The organism is Amycolatopsis sp. A1MSW2902 (assembly GCF_017312175.1).
Classification (GTDB): Bacteria; Actinomycetota; Actinomycetes; order Mycobacteriales; family Pseudonocardiaceae; genus Amycolatopsis; species Amycolatopsis nivea.
Genome location: NZ_QJPO01000001.1, coordinates 5,551,852 through 5,566,284, shown reverse-complemented (window position 1 = coordinate 5,566,284; position 14,433 = coordinate 5,551,852). Strand labels below are relative to the sequence as shown.

The 14,433-nt window shown below is 69.1% G+C and carries 13 protein-coding genes; 9 read left to right on the top strand and 4 right to left on the bottom strand.

Annotated elements, in window-relative coordinates; translation table 11 throughout:
• Positions 1-22 precede the first annotated feature (22 nt).
• Positions 23-427 carry a PASTA domain-containing protein gene (locus DMP23_RS25510; RefSeq protein WP_337822733.1) on the top strand — a complete coding sequence of 135 codons (405 nt, stop codon included), beginning with the start codon at positions 23-25 and terminating at the stop codon, positions 425-427.
• A gap of 228 nt (positions 428-655) precedes the next feature.
• On the opposite strand, the gene DMP23_RS25505 is transcribed toward DMP23_RS25510, so the two are convergent.
• Positions 656-1,309, bottom strand: coding sequence for an amino acid-binding protein (locus tag DMP23_RS25505; protein WP_037716711.1), 654 nt, complete (start codon positions 1,307-1,309; stop codon positions 656-658).
• A gap of 221 nt (positions 1,310-1,530) precedes the next feature.
• On the opposite strand from DMP23_RS25505, the gene gatC reads away from it, so the two are divergent.
• From gatC to DMP23_RS25485, 4 genes are read left to right on the top strand one after another with little or no spacing between them, the layout of a single operon-like run.
• A complete protein-coding gene (gene gatC, locus DMP23_RS25500) occupies positions 1,531-1,830 on the top strand; it encodes an Asp-tRNA(Asn)/Glu-tRNA(Gln) amidotransferase subunit GatC (RefSeq protein ID WP_037811790.1) in 300 nt (99 codons plus the stop codon).
• A complete protein-coding gene (gene gatA, locus DMP23_RS25495; protein ID WP_337822732.1) occupies positions 1,827-3,344 on the top strand; it encodes an Asp-tRNA(Asn)/Glu-tRNA(Gln) amidotransferase subunit GatA in 1,518 nt (505 codons plus the stop codon). The genes gatC and gatA overlap by 4 nt, the downstream gene beginning before the upstream one ends.
• Positions 3,341-4,846 (top strand): Asp-tRNA(Asn)/Glu-tRNA(Gln) amidotransferase subunit GatB, encoded by a 1,506-nt coding sequence (gatB, locus tag DMP23_RS25490; RefSeq protein ID WP_337822731.1) that lies wholly within the window; start codon positions 3,341-3,343, stop codon positions 4,844-4,846. The genes gatA and gatB overlap by 4 nt, the downstream gene beginning before the upstream one ends.
• Positions 4,847-5,365 (top strand): hypothetical protein, encoded by a 519-nt coding sequence (locus DMP23_RS25485; RefSeq protein WP_043827810.1) that lies wholly within the window; start codon positions 4,847-4,849, stop codon positions 5,363-5,365.
• A gap of 377 nt (positions 5,366-5,742) precedes the next feature.
• Here DMP23_RS25485 and DMP23_RS25480 read toward each other — a convergent pair whose 3' ends face one another.
• A complete protein-coding gene (locus tag DMP23_RS25480) occupies positions 5,743-6,951 on the bottom strand; it encodes a PQQ-dependent sugar dehydrogenase (protein ID WP_337824450.1) in 1,209 nt (402 codons plus the stop codon).
• A 58-nt stretch (positions 6,952-7,009) separates the two neighbouring features.
• On the opposite strand from DMP23_RS25480, the gene DMP23_RS25475 reads away from it, so the two are divergent.
• Both DMP23_RS25475 and DMP23_RS25470 read left to right on the top strand, forming a co-directional pair.
• Complete coding sequence (locus DMP23_RS25475) at positions 7,010-7,918, top strand: 2-hydroxyacid dehydrogenase (RefSeq protein WP_043827837.1); 909 nt, start codon at positions 7,010-7,012, stop codon at positions 7,916-7,918.
• Between the two features lie 105 nt (positions 7,919-8,023).
• The gene (locus tag DMP23_RS25470) at positions 8,024-8,599 is read left to right on the top strand and encodes a DoxX family membrane protein (protein WP_043827811.1); all 576 of its coding nucleotides are present in this window, start codon (positions 8,024-8,026) and stop codon (positions 8,597-8,599) included.
• Between the two features lie 584 nt (positions 8,600-9,183).
• Here DMP23_RS25470 and ilvD read toward each other — a convergent pair.
• Both ilvD and DMP23_RS25460 read right to left on the bottom strand, forming a co-directional pair.
• Complete coding sequence (ilvD, locus tag DMP23_RS25465; RefSeq protein WP_134665597.1) at positions 9,184-11,028, bottom strand: dihydroxy-acid dehydratase; 1,845 nt, start codon at positions 11,026-11,028, stop codon at positions 9,184-9,186.
• Between the two features lie 72 nt (positions 11,029-11,100).
• Positions 11,101-11,691 (bottom strand): PH domain-containing protein, encoded by a 591-nt coding sequence (locus tag DMP23_RS25460; RefSeq protein ID WP_238607918.1) that lies wholly within the window; start codon positions 11,689-11,691, stop codon positions 11,101-11,103.
• Between the two features lie 324 nt (positions 11,692-12,015).
• Between DMP23_RS25460 and DMP23_RS25455 the strand changes: the two genes are divergently transcribed.
• Both DMP23_RS25455 and ilvN read left to right on the top strand, forming a co-directional pair.
• Positions 12,016-13,902 (top strand): acetolactate synthase large subunit, encoded by a 1,887-nt coding sequence (locus tag DMP23_RS25455; protein WP_337822730.1) that lies wholly within the window; start codon positions 12,016-12,018, stop codon positions 13,900-13,902.
• Positions 13,899-14,405: an acetolactate synthase small subunit gene (gene ilvN / locus DMP23_RS25450; RefSeq protein WP_037811774.1), complete on the top strand. Its 507-nt coding sequence runs from the start codon at positions 13,899-13,901 to the stop codon at positions 14,403-14,405. The genes DMP23_RS25455 and ilvN overlap by 4 nt, the downstream gene beginning before the upstream one ends.
• The last annotated feature ends 28 nt before the right edge of the window (positions 14,406-14,433 follow it).

Genomic DNA, 14,433 nt, shown 5'->3' with positions numbered 1-14,433 from the left:
CTCGTACCGAGGAAGCGTGAGCATGGCGAAATTCGTTCAAGCCGCAGTACCGGTCGTTGGCGTTGCCGCGTTTCTTGCTGTTGCGTGCAACGCGGCACCACAACCTGGTGGCACCCCGACGACGACAGTCACGAGCGAGACCGTGACCGCGACGGCGACCCAGTCCTCGACAGCAACCGTGAGCGCACCGGTCAGCACTGCGCAGCCGGCGACGATCAAAGTCCCTGACGTGTCCGGCATGAATCATCAGGACGCGCAGGACGCCATGCAGGCGGCTGGGCTGTACAACCTGCGCGAGGTCGATTCGTCCGGGAAGAAACGGATGATGATCATCGACCGGAACTGGTGCCAGACCGGGCAGGATCCCAAGCCTGGGACCGTGGTTTCTGCTGGCACAGTCGTCACCCTCTATGCCGACAAGTGCTGATCGCCGCAGCCAGGGGAGCCGGTAGCCGTTTCACCTTCACGAGAGAGATTGTCTGCACTTGAGGACAGTCGACGGCGACTGAACTCCAGTGCAACGAAGGGCCGAGCCGGGCTTGGATTTCTGCTGGCTACGACCTTTTACCGGCCGATTCGCCGATTATCGGCAAGCAAGATCCGCCAGACGCTCCGCTCGGCCACCACCTTCAGGACACCTGACCCAAGTCCCGGGTCACCCGTCCAGAACCACCGCGACGATCCCGGCGAAGTGCGCCAGCCGGGCGACCTCCGCGGCACGGAAGTTGGGCCCGCCCGGTCGCGCGACGAGCATCGCTTTTCCCGGCTTGCCCAGCGGAGTGGCGGCCAGTTCGGTGCCGAGTTCCTTCCACGTCTCCGGGACCCACGAATCCTCGCCGTCCAAAACCGTCGCACGTTCCAGTGGCAGCCACGGCAAGTCCGTAAACGGGTTTTCCGGCGCCGCGCTCGACGAAGCCAAGCGGCGAGGGCCCGATTCCGCGTGCTCGACGATCACCGCCCACCCGGCGCGGATGATCTTCGGCACACCTTCGGCGAGCAAATCCAGCCCGGCCTTCGGCTGTGCGGCGATCTCCTCGACCAGTTCGAGCTCGCGATGGGTGTCGAGGATGCCCGCGTACGGCCGCACCGCGTCGACCTCGACGCCTTCCACGCTCTCGGCCGCGGTGATCAGCGCGTCCGGGAGCCTGCCCGACGGGAGTTCGACCACGAGGTCGTCGATCGCGAGCCCGCCGCCGCGTTCCACCACGTCCACGCTCAGGATGTCGGCCCCGACCGTGCCGAGCGCGGTCGCGACCGCGCCGAGGGTGCCGGGGGAGTCCGGTAGCTGGACCCGGATCAGGAACGACACCACGCGCCCCTCTCGCCTCAGGCGTCCCAGCCCTGTCGTGGGACGCGCTTGCCGGGCGCCGATTGTGACAGACCGGGTACCCGCGGGGGCCCGCTGTCCGGCAAGCGGGACGCCCTGCCCGGCGCCCGCGGCCCGATAACCCGGTCGAACCGTCCGACGCCGTCACCATAGACTTGCAGCTTCCGAGAGCACCCGCACAGCACACCCCGGGAGTCACCCGCGTGCCCAACATTTCCCGAGACGAGGTCGCACACCTCGCGAGGCTGGCCAGGCTGGCCGTGACCGACGACGAGCTGGACGTTTTCGCCGGCCAGCTCGACCAGATCCTGGATTCGGTCGCGAAGGTCAGCGAAGTCGCCGAGGAAGACGTCCCGCCGACCTCGCACGCCGTGCCGCTGACGAACGTCTTCCGTGAGGACACCGTCCGGCCCAGTCTCGAGCAGCAGGACGCGCTGGCCGCCGCGCCGGCCGCCGAGGACGGCCGGTTCCGGGTGCCGCGGATCCTGGGAGAAGAACAGTGAGCGAACTCGTCAAGCTGACCGCCGCCGAACTGGCGGCGAAGATCCACGCGCGCGAGGTGTCCGCCGTCGAGGTCGCGCAGGCGCACCTGGACAGGATCGCCGCGGTGGACGACCACGTGCACGCGTTCCTGCACGTCGACACGGAAGGCGCGCTCGGCGCGGCCAAGGCCGTCGACGAGCAGCTGGCCGCGGGAGACCAGCCGGCGTCGCCGCTGGCGGGCGTCCCGCTGGCGCTGAAGGACGTGCTGACCACGAAGGGCATCCCGACGACCTGCGGGTCCCGCACGCTCGAGGGATGGCTGCCGCCGTACGACGCGACCGTCACGCGGAAGCTGCGCGAAGCGGGCGTCGTGATCCTCGGCAAGACGAACATGGACGAGTTCGCGATGGGCTCCTCCACGGAGAACTCTGCGTACGGCCCGACGCACAACCCGTGGGACCACGCGCGCATCCCGGGTGGTTCGGGCGGTGGCTCCTCCGCGGCGATCTCGGCGTTCGAGGCGGCTCTCGCAATCGGTACGGACACCGGCGGCTCGATCCGCCAGCCCGGCGCTGTCACCGGCACTGTGGGCGTGAAGCCGACGTACGGCGGAGTGTCGCGCTACGGGCTCGTGGCGTTCTCGTCTTCGCTCGACCAGGCCGGGCCGTGCGCGCGTACGGTGCTTGACGCCGCGCTGCTGCACGAAGCGATCGCTGGCTACGACCCGATGGACTCGACGTCCATCAACACACCGGTGCCGCCGGTTGTCGCCGCGGCGCGCGAAGGCGCGAAGGGCGACCTGTCCGGCGTACGCGTCGGCGTCGTGAAGGAGTTCGGCGGCGACGGCTACCAGGCAGGCGTGCTGCGCTCGTTCCAGGCGGCCGTGGAGCAGCTTCGCGCTCTCGGCGCCGAAGTGGTCGAGGTGTCGTGCCCGCACTTCACGTACGCGCTGCCTGCGTACTACCTGATCGCGCCGAGCGAAGCGTCGTCGAACCTCGCGCGCTTCGACGCGATGCGGTACGGCCTGCGCGTCTCGGACGACGGCGAACACAGCGCCGAAGAAGTGATGTCGCTGACCCGCGAGAAGGGCTTCGGCGCTGAAGTGAAGCGTCGCATCATGCTCGGCACGTACGCGCTTTCGTCGGGCTACTACGACGCGTACTACGGCTCCGCGCAGAAGGTGCGCACGCTCATCACGCGCGACTTCACGCAGGCCTTCGAGAAGGTCGACGTGCTCGTGTCGCCGACGACGCCGACCACGGCGTTCAAGCTCGGCGAGCGCGTGGACGACCCGATGGCGATGTACCTCGCCGACCTGTGCACCATCCCGTCGAACCTCGCGGGCAACGCCGCCATGAGCGTCCCGAGCGGACTGTCCGACGAGGACGGGCTGCCGGTCGGCCTGCAGATCATGGCCCCGGCGCTCGCCGACGACCGGCTGTACCGCGTCGGCGCCGCGTACGAGGCCGCGCGCGACGCCGCTGCCGGCGGCTCGCTCGTGCACCAGGCTCCGGAGCTGGGAGGAACGAAGTGACTGCCGTGGCCGAGTTGATGGACTACGCCGAGGTCATTGAGCGGTTCGACCCCGTGCTCGGGCTCGAGGTCCACGTGGAGCTCAGCACGAACACGAAGATGTTCTGCGGCTGCGTCAACGAGTTCGGCGGCGAGCCGAACACCAAGACGTGCCCGACCTGCCTCGGCCTGCCCGGTTCGCTGCCTGCCGTGAACGGCAAGGCGGTCGAGGGCGCGATCCGGATCGGTCTCGCGCTCAACTGCGAGATCGCGGAGTGGTGCCGGTTCGCCCGGAAGAACTACTTCTACCCGGACATGCCGAAGAACTTCCAGACGTCGCAGTACGACGAGCCGATCGCGTTCGACGGGTACCTCGACGTGACGCTGGACGACGGCGAGGTCGTACGCGTCGAGATCGAGCGCGCGCACATGGAGGAGGACACCGGGAAGTCGCTGCACATCGGCGGCGCGACCGGCCGGATCCACGGTGCCGAGCACTCGCTGCTCGACTACAACCGCGCAGGCGTGCCGCTGATCGAGATCGTCACCAAGCCGATCACCGGCACCGGCGAGCGGGCGCCCGAGGTGGCGCGCGCGTACGTCACCGCGCTGCGCGATCTGCTGCGGGCGCTCGACGTGTCCGACGTCCGCATGGACCAGGGCTCGCTGCGCTGCGACGCGAACGTGTCGCTGATGGCCAAGGACGCGACGGAATTCGGCACGCGCACCGAGACGAAGAACGTCAACTCGCTGCGCAGTGTCGAGCGCGCGGTGCGGTACGAGATGACGCGCCAGGCGGCGATTCTCGCCGAAGGCGGGTCGATCCGGCAGGAGACGCGGCACTTCCAGGAGGCCGACGGCACCACGTCGTCCGGGCGCGCCAAGGAAACCGCGGAGGACTACCGGTACTTCCCGGAGCCCGACCTCGTGCCGATCGCGCCGTCGCGCGAGTGGGTCGAGGAGCTGCGCGCGACGCTGCCGGAGATGCCCTGGGAGCGGCGCAAGCGGATCCAGGAAGAGTGGAAGCTCTCCGACGAGGCGCTGCGCGACCTGCTGAACGTCGGTGCTGTGGACCTCGTCGCGGCGACGGTCGAAGCCGGCGCGACGCCGGACGAGGCGCGCGGCTGGTGGGTCAACACGCTGGCGCAGGAAGCGAACGCGCGCGAGGTCGAGCTTGCCGAACTGGCGATCACGCCGGCGCAGGTCGCCGAGGTGATCGGGCTCGTGTCCTCCGGGGAGCTGACGAACAAGCTCGCCAAGGAGGTCGTGCAGGGTGTTCTCGCGGGCGAGGGTTCGCCGCGCGAGGTCGTCGAGAAGCGCGGCCTGAAGGTCGTCTCCGACGATTCGGCGCTGCTCACCGCGGTCGACGAAGCTCTGGCCGCGCAGCCGGACATCGCCGACAAGATCCGCGGCGGCAAGGTCGCCGCGGCAGGCGCGATCGTCGGCGCGGTCATGAAGGCGACCAAGGGCCAGGCCGACGCCAAGCGGGTGCGCGAGCTGATCATCGAGCGCGTCGGTTCCTGAGTGGCTTTTTCGCTTCGACGCGTCACCTGGCGCGAGTGGCTCGGCCTGGCGGCCGGGCTGCTCGCGGCCGGGTCGACAGCCCTGCCCTGGACTGTGTTGTCGGCAGACACCGCGACGTCCGATGTCCGCGAGGCATTCAAGACGTTGCCGCACAGCGACGTCGTGCGCACGGCGTGGAATTCGGATCTCTTCTCGTGGGGTCCGCCGTTGCTGCTGGCCGTGGTCGGCCTTGCGGTCGTGCTGTTCGGGCAGGTCACGAAGGCACGGGTAAGCGGGCTGCCGCAGTTGTGGCTGGTGGGCGGCCTGGCGACGGTTTTGCTGATGGTGATCGGCTGGACGACGCTGGACTGGGTGTTCGACAGCGATCAACGAGCGTTCCTGGACGCTGCGGGCGTGTCGATCTCGGGCGGGGTCGGGCGGTATCTCGGGATGGCGTTCGCGGTCGGGTCGGTCGTGGTGGCGATCGTGGACATCCGGGCGGCTCGGGCGGAGAGCCGGGCTTCCCGTCGTCGCCGCTGAACGGCGACACGGGTCGGTTCTGGGCGGGCTTCTGGCAGATTCGCCGCTCAGTGGCGACGGGGTTGGGTTCTCGTTGGCTGGCTTCAGGGGATTCGCCGCTGGCTGGCGACGGGTGCTCGGATCGGGAGTCGGCGCTTAGCGGATTGGGCGTTGAGCGGCGACGCAAGCTCAGTCGGGAAGCGGGTTGGTGGATTCGCCGTTGAGCGGCGACTCTTGCCGGACTTCACGTCGGCTGGGCGCAGCGGGCCACGGCAAGCGGGCAACTCGAGCGGAAACAGAATGTCGCGTGACCGGGTCAGATGTCGCCACTAAATGGCTAACCGCAGGTCAGCTGGCCTATCGAGCCCCGGGAAAGGCTCTACCCGGCACCTTGGGCGTCAGTCCTTGCCGGGACCGCCGCCCGTGTCGCTCATCACGATCAGGACCACGCGGTCGTCGCTGGAGACCGGTTTGCCGCCGTCCTTGTTGACGGTTCCGGCGACGGCCAGCTGGGGGTTGATCATGCTCATGGCGGAGAGCCGGCCGTACGTCGTAGCGGCCTTGCTTTTGCCGTCGAGGGTGACCGTCGGCTTGCCCGTGACCGCGCCGTCCTTGTTGACCGGCACGTTCTGCATGCCGGTGGACGACGCGATGCCGAGGATGCCGTTCGCGTCGACGAAATCGACGCAGCCGCCGAGAGTGGGCTTGTCCTGCCAGGTCCACGCGGGTGTGATGAGGGGCTGTCCGGGCTGGAGGCGGTACACGGCGTCCGGGCCGTTGGCCGGGTGATCCGTCACCCACGTGCGCTTCCCGTCGGACGAACGGCAGATGCCGCCGGGGGAGTGCAGGCCGGCGGCATAGACGGCCGACCCGGACGCGGGATTGCCGGTGGCCGGCTTCCCTGACACGTCGATGCGCAGGACCTTGCCGGCCAGGGAATTCGGGTCCGCAGCTGCGGCTGGGTTGCCAGCGTCGCCGGTCGCGACGAGCAGTGCGCCGCTTCCGTCGCTGGCCAGCGCGCCGCGGTTGCCGGTCGGGCCCTTCGGGATTCCGGTCAGCACCGGCTTCGGGGCCTGGCCCTTGGCGAAGCGCACGACTCGGTTGTCCGACGCCGTCGTGACGTACGCGAAGACCAGCTGATCCTCGACATAACTCGGTGACAGCGCCAGGCTGGTGAGCCCTCCGTCGCCGTCGGCCTGGACGTCCAGTTGCGCGAACGACGTCGCGTCATGTCCGGAGCTGGCCAGCATCACCCGGCCGGTTTTCCGTTCACCGGCGAGAGCGGCGGGCGCGGAACCTTCGCCGGGAAGCCCGGCGACGGCGGCGACTGTGTCGAGGCAGGTGGCGATGACGGCCTTGTCGAAGTCCTTGCAGCCCTGCGGAGGCGGAACCGGCGAGGGCGGCGCTTGCGCGGGGCCGTTTCGGGGACCGCTGCCGGGGCCGTCGCCGTGCTCCTGGACGTGCGGCGGCGATTCCGGGCTCGGCACCGGCGCGGGGGTGAACGTCTGGCCGGCGGCGGTGTCGTCGAACCGGGCGCAGCCGGAAAGCACGAGGCCGCCGCAGGCGAGGAGGGCCAGCGGCGCCGACCACCGGAACCGGGTACGCATGATGCCCCAGCCTAGGTGGCGCGGCGTGAGCCACTGGTAAGTGGCTACCGTGGTGATCATGACAGTCACCGTGCTGGTCCCGGACGACGAGGGCGTCGCCGTGCTGTCCGAAATCCCCCTCGTCCACGCGGTGCGCTACGAATGGGGCCGCCCGTTGCCGCCGGAGGCTGCGAAAGCCGAGGTGCTCGTCCCGGCCATGGATTCGGCGGGCGACGACATCTGGAGCGATCTGCCGAATCTCAAGCTGGTCCAGCTCCTGACCGCCGGCGCGGAAGACTGGGTCGGCCGCGTCCCGGACGGCGTGCTGTTGTCCACCTGCCGCGGCGCGCACGGCGGCAGCTTGGCGGAGTGGGTCGTCGGCGTCCTGTTGTCGATGTACCGGAATCTGGACGTCTACGCGGCGGCGCAACGGGCTGGGCGTTGGGAGCAGTTGCCGTCCGACACGTTGCAGGGCCAGCGCGTGCTGATCGTCGGGGCGGGAGACGTCGGACGGCAGTTGCGACGGCGGTTGGAGCCGTTCGACGTCCGCTGCACGATGGTCGGGATGTCGGCGCGTGAGGGCGTGCACGGTGTCGATGAGTTACCGGAACTGCTGCCGCACCACGATGTGGTGGTCATGATGGTCCCCCTCACGTCGCGGACGCGGGGCATGGTCGACGCTGATTTCCTCGCGGCGATGCGTGACGGCGCAGTGTTGGTCAATGCTGCTCAAGGGCCTGTTGTGGTTACCGACGCGCTCGCGGCGGAGCTGGTGGCGGGAAGGCTTCGCGCCGCGCTCGACGTGACCGATCCCGAGCCATTGCCGGACGGCCATCCACTGTGGACGGCACCCGGTTTCGTGCTGACGCCGCACGTCGCCGGAGCAGTACGGGGCGTCCGGCGGCGCGCTTATTTGGTGGCTGCCGCGGAAATCGCCCGGTACGCTGGCGGAGAGCTACCTGGCAATCTCGTGCGCGGCGAATACTGATCATTTCCCGGATGTCGGCATGGCACTCAGGGTGAACCCTGAAAGAGCCCCTGACCTCGGCGTGCTCGCTCGCGGGCCACGGCTGAATCCCCTAATCTTCGCCGCGTGACCACTCAAGGGGACGACTACCAGACCAGCGTGCTGTCCGGTGTCGAGGACTCTGCCGGCAACGACTACGACGAACCGCGGCAGGGCGGTCTCGGCTTCGGCCTGCTCGTCTTGCGCCTGGGGCTCGGCGTGATCATGGGTGCGCACGGCCTGCAGCATCTGTTCGGCGCTTTCGGCGGACCGGGCGTCGGCGGGTTCGCGCACGTGCTCGAGATGTTCGGATACCACAAACAGACGACGCTGCTGTCCTGGATCACCGGCATCACCGAGGTCGCGGGCAGTGCGCTGCTGATCGTCGGCCTCTTCACCCCGCTCGCCGCGGCGGGGCTGCTGGGTGTGGCCGCGAACATCGTCTACGCGAAGTTCCACGGCGGCTTCTTCGAGGGCACCGGTCAGGGCTGGGAGTACGAGCTGCTCCTGGGCCTGTGCGCGCTGACCCTGATCTTCACCGGCGCGGGCACCATCTCGCTGGAGCGGAACACGCCGTGGCGGAAACGGCCGTTGCCGCTTGGGTTCATCTCATTGCTGCTGGCGGCGGCTGCGTCTGTGGTGGTCATTGTCCTGACTCGCTGACCGGGCCGGAGACTGCGTCGCTGACTGCGCGGAGGACGCAACGGTGGGGTTGGTGGGCTCGGGTCGTTGACCAGACCGTTCAGGCGTTGCCGTTTAGTGGCGAATGCCTGGTCGGGGCCGCAATCCGAGGCTCGCTGGACTGGCTCGTGGGTGGCGGCTGCAGATGTGGGTGCCGCGGCCGGAGGTTGGCGCGGGTGGGCGATCCGTGGCCGTTGAGTGGCGAATCGTGCCGCTCGGCGGGCCTTGGGCTGGCGAGAGCGAGTGTTCGCCGTTTGGCGGCGAATGTTGCGGCCTGGCGACTCGGGCAGGCCGCAGCGACTGCTCGCCGTTGAGTGGCGATTCGCGTTGACCCAGGGTGGCTTGGGCTGGTCAGGGGAGCGGTCGCCGTTTAGTGGCGAATGGGGCGGGCCGGGGGACTTGGGCTAGCCACGGTGACCGTTGGCCGTTCGGCGGCGAATTGTGTCGGCCGGGGAACGTCGGCGGCGCAAATCGGGATTGCAGCGGTGGAAGCCGACTGGCCGAGATACGGAAAAGGGGCCCGCGCACCACGCGCGGGCCCCTTCCGGCAAAAGCAAGCAGCAGGATCAGCGGTTCGGGTCCCGGACCGCGCCGGTGTCGGCCGACGTGGCCATCCGGGCGTAGGCCCGCAGCGCCGAGGTGATCGGGCGTTCCCGGTCCTTCGGCTGCCACGGACGCTCCGAAGCCTCCATCTTCGCCCGCCGTTCGGCCAGAACTTCCGGTTCGACCAGCAGCTCGAGCCGGCGCTCGTGGACGTCCAGGACGATCTGGTCGCCGTTCTCCACCAGGCCGATCAGTCCGCCCGCGGCCGCTTCCGGCGAGATGTGCCCGACCGAGATGCCCGAGGAACCGCCGGAGAAGCGGCCGTCGGTGATCAGGGCGCATTTCTTGCCGAGGCCGGATCCCTTGAGGAACGCCGTCGGGTGCAGCATTTCCTGCATGCCGGGGCCGCCTGCCGGGCCCTCGTACCGGATGACCAGCACCTCGCCCGGCTGGATCTCCTTCTTCAGGATCGCCGACACGGCTTCCTCTTGGCTTTCCAGCACCCGCGCCGGGCCCTGGAAGTGCCACAGCTCCTCGTCGATGCCCGCGGACTTGATCACGGCGCCGTTCTCGGCCAGGTTGCCGCGCAGGATCGCGAGGCCGCCGTCCTTCGTGTAGGCGTGTTCAACGTCGCGGATGCAGCCGCCAGCGGCGTCGGTGTCCAGCGACGACCAGCGGTTTTCCGTCGAGAACGCCTGCGTGGTCCGGACCCCGCCCGGTGCCGCGTGGAACAGCTCCAGCGCCTTCTCCGACGGAGACTCGGCGCGGATGTCCCACTCGTTCAGCCACGTCGCGATGTCCGGCGCGTGGACCGCGTGCACGCCGGTGTTCAGCAGGCCGCCGCGGTACAGCTCGCCCAGGATGGCGGGGATTCCGCCGGCCCGGTGGACGTCTTCCATGTGATAGTCGGAGTTCGGCGCGACCTTCGACAGGCACGGCACCCGCCGTCCGATGGCGTCGATGTCGCTGATCGTGAAGTCGACCTCGCCCTCCTGCGCGGCGGCGAGGATGTGCAGCACGGTGTTCGTCGACCCGCCCATGGCCATGTCGAGCGCCATCGCGTTTTCGAACGCCTCCTTCGTGGCGATCGAACGCGGCAGCGCGGACTCGTCATCGGAGCCGTACCAGCGCTTGCACAGCTCGACCACCGTGCGTCCGGCGTTGGAGAACAGTTCGCGGCGAGCCGCGTGCGTCGCGAGCGTGGAACCGTTGCCCGGCAACGACAAGCCCAGCGCTTCGGTGAGGCAGTTCATCGAGTTCGCGGTGAACATGCCGGAGCAGGAACCGCAGGTCGGACAGGCGGAGCGCTCGACCTCGGACAGGCCGGCCTCGTCGACCGCCGAGTTCGCGGAGGCCGCGATGGTGGTGATCAGGTCGGTCGGGGCGTGCGCGACGCCTTCGACGACCACTGCTTTGCCGGCTTCCATCGGACCGCCGGAGACGAACACGGTCGGGATGTTGAGCCGCATCGCGGCGTTGAGCATGCCCGGCGTGATCTTGTCGCAGTTGGAGATGCACACCAGCGCGTCGGCCTGGTGCGCGTTGACCATGTACTCCACCGAGTCGGCGATGATCTCGCGCGAGGGCAGCGAGTAGAGCATGCCCGAGTGACCCATCGCGATGCCGTCGTCGACCGCGATCGTGTGGAACTCGCGCGCGATGCCGCCTGCTTCGGCGACCGCCTCGGCGACGATCTCGCCGAGGTCCTTGAGGTGCACGTGGCCGGGCACGAACTGGGTGTAGGAGTTGGCGATCGCGACGATCGGCTTGCCGAAATCGCTGTCGGTCATTCCGGTCGCACGCCAGAGCGAGCGTGCGCCCGCCGCGTTGCGACCGTGGGTGGTGGTCCGGGAACGGAGGTGCGGCACGGCATTCTCCCAGGTCAGAAGGCTGAACCAGGCGGAGGGGAACTACGGCTCCGCAAACTGGTCCTACCAATTCTACTCGGCGGGTTTGCCGCTGCCGCCGCCGGTCCGTTCCGCGTCGGCGGAAGGCTCCGGTTCAGCGGGCTCGGGGGAGGACTCGGGAGAGGGCTCCGGCGCGGGTTCCTCAGCAGGTTCCTGGGCAGCATCCGGCGCGGTCTCGGCCGCCGGTTTGCGACCGGTGAGCTCCTCGTCGCTCAGCACGCCGGACGGGTCCTGGATCTTGCCCTCGCTCACCAGCGCCAGTACCGGAAGGTGCCGCGTCCGCACCGTGGGAAGACTGACCTGCGTGTCGTCGCCGAGGACCGCGCGCACGCGGGCCTTGTTCGTGATCGCCAGGCCCTTGAGCGACGACCACGGCAGGTCGCGCTTGCCGAAGACGGTCCGGATGTGCAGCCCTTCGCGGGTCGCGACGGTGCGCGTGCGCGCGACGAACACGAGCAGCGCGAGCGGGAAGACGTACAGCCACTGGAATCCGCCGATCTCGCCCAGTGCGATCGGTGTCACACAGACGGTCAGCAGACCGATCGCGAGATACGCCGTGGTCGGGATCCGGAACACGGCCTTCCGGCCCTCGTCCGCACGCTGGTCCTGCTGTTTCTTGGCCACGCAGGAATGGTGCACCGACGCCGGGAGTGACCTGCGTCCGGGTCGCGCGGGAGCAGTACTGGCCGTCCACGATGCGGAACCGCCGTCCCGTAGAGTTGACACTCGCCCGGGCGCGCGACTAACGTCGGGGCCGTGATTACGCAGACCGGTCTCGTACTTCCCCAGCGCGCCGACGCTTAGGAAGAGTCCTCTGCGTCGACGCGCGACCCTCGTGCGACCTTACGGTCGGCGAGGGTTTTTTGTTGCGTGAAACCGGTTCCCCGACCGGAAGTACGGCCCAGACAACCCGAACGAGTGACACCGAGAACCCACGAGGCAGAACCGATGACCAGTGCCACGTCGCGCAGCGACGCGAAGCCCGGGCCGACCGCGCCCGGTGTCCCAGGAGCACGTCCGAAGCCCGCCCCGCCGGCGGGTACGCCGGTGCGCGTCACCGGCGCGCAGTCGCTTGTCCGCTCGCTCGAGGCGGTCGGCGCGGAGGTCGTGTTCGGCATTCCGGGTGGCACCATCCTTCCCGCCTACGACCCGTTGCTCGACTCGACGAAGGTCCGGCACGTCCTCGTCCGCCACGAGCAGGGCGCCGGGCACGCCGCCACCGGGTACGCGCAGGCGACCGGCAAGGTCGGCGTCTGCATGGCCACCTCGGGTCCGGGAGCCACGAACCTCGTCACCCCGCTGGCCGACGCCAACATGGACTCGGTCCCGGTCGTCGCCATCACCGGGCAGCAGTCGCGCGCCCTGATCGGCACCGACGCGTTCCAGGAAGCCGACATCTGCGGCATCACCATGCCGATCACCAAGCACAACTTCCTCGTCACCGACCCGGCGGAGATCCCGCGGGCGATCGCCGAGGCGTTCCACCTGGCCGCGACCGGACGCCCGGGCCCGGTGCTGGTGGACATCCCCAAGGACGTGCTGCAGGAGATGACCTCGTTCTCCTGGCCGCCCGAACTGCGGCTGCCCGGCTACCGCCCGACGCTGCGTCCGCACGGCAAGCAGGTCCGCGAGGCCGCGAAGCTGATCGCGCAGGCCCAGCGGCCGGTGCTGTACGTCGGCGGCGGCGTGATCAAGGCCGAGGCGTCCGAGCAGCTGCGCGAACTCGCCGAGCTGACCGGCATCCCGGTCGCCACCACGCTGATGGCGCGCGGCGCGTTCCCCGACTCGCACCGCCAGCACGTCGGCATGCCCGGCATGCACGGATCCGTCGCCGCGGTCGCGTCGATGCAGCGCGCTGACCTGCTGGTCGCGCTCGGTGCCCGGTTCGACGACCGGGTCACCGGCCAGCTGTCTTCGTTCGCGCCGGACGCGAAGATCGTCCACGCGGACATCGACCCGGCCGAGATCTCCAAGAACCGCAAGGCGGACGTGCCGATCGTCGGCGACTGCAAGGAGATCATCGGCGAGCTGATCGAAGCGGTGAAGACCGAGTTCGACCGCTCCCGTCCCGACCTGAGCGACTGGTGGACGCAGGTCGACTCGTGGCGCGAGGACTACCCGGCGGGCTACGAATGGCCCGACGACGGTTCGCTGTCCCCGCAGTACGTCATCGAGCGGATCGGCGAGCTGGTCGGCCCGGACGCGGTGTACGCCGCGGGCGTCGGGCAGCACCAGATGTGGGCCGCGCAGTTCGTGAAGTACGAGAAGCCGCGCACCTGGATCAACTCCGGCGGCCTCGGCACCATGGGCTTCGCCGTCCCGGCCGCGATGGGCGCGCAGTTCGGCCTCCCGGACACGCAGGTGTGGGCGATCGACGGCGACGGCTGCTTCCAGATGACCAACCAGGAACTCGCCACGTGCGCCATCGAGGGCGCGCCGATCAAGGTCGCCGTGATCAACAACGGCAACCTCGGCATGGTCCGCCAGTGGCAGAACCTGTTCTACTCCGAGCGGTACTCCAACACCGACCTCGGCACGCACAAGCACCGCATCCCGGACTTCACGCTGCTGGCCGAGGCGCTCGGCTGCGCCGGCCTGCGCTGCGAGACCAAGGAAGACGTCGACGCGACGATCCGGCGCGCGATGGAAATCAACGACCGCCCCGTCGTGATCGATTTCGTCGTGGGGAAGGATGCCCAGGTGTGGCCGATGGTCGCCGCGGGCACCGGGAACGACGAGATCATGGCCGTCCGCGGCATCCGGCCGCTGTTCGACGACGACGAGGTTTCGCAGGAAGCCGCCGAGGCCGCGGCCGCGGAGGGAGAACAAGCATGACTGTCCACACGCTGAGCGTGCTGGTCGAGAACAAGCCCGGTGTGCTCGCCCGGGTCTCGGGACTGTTCTCCCGCCGCGGCTTCAACATCGAGTCCCTTGCTGTCGGGCCCACGGAGAACCCCGAGGTGTCCCGGATGACGATCGTGGTCGCCGTTGAGGAGCTACCGCTCGAACAGGTGACCAAGCAGCTCAACAAGCTGGTGAACGTGATCAAGATCGTCGAGCTGGAAACTGGCAGCGCGGTGCAGCGCGAACTGCTGCTCGTGAAGGTCAGGGCCGACGCCACCGTGCGCAGCCAGGTCCTCGAGACCGTCCAGCTCTTCCGCGCCAAGGTGGTGGACGTCTCGCCGGAGGCGCTCACCGTCGAGGCGACCGGGACGTCGGACAAGATCGGCGCGCTGCTGCGGATGCTGGAGCCGTACGGCATCCGCGAACTCGTCCAGTCCGGCATGGTCGCGGTGGGCCGCGGGGCCCGCTCGATCACCGCCGCTTCTCCCCGCTGAACCTCAGATTTCGTGTAAGTACGGAAGG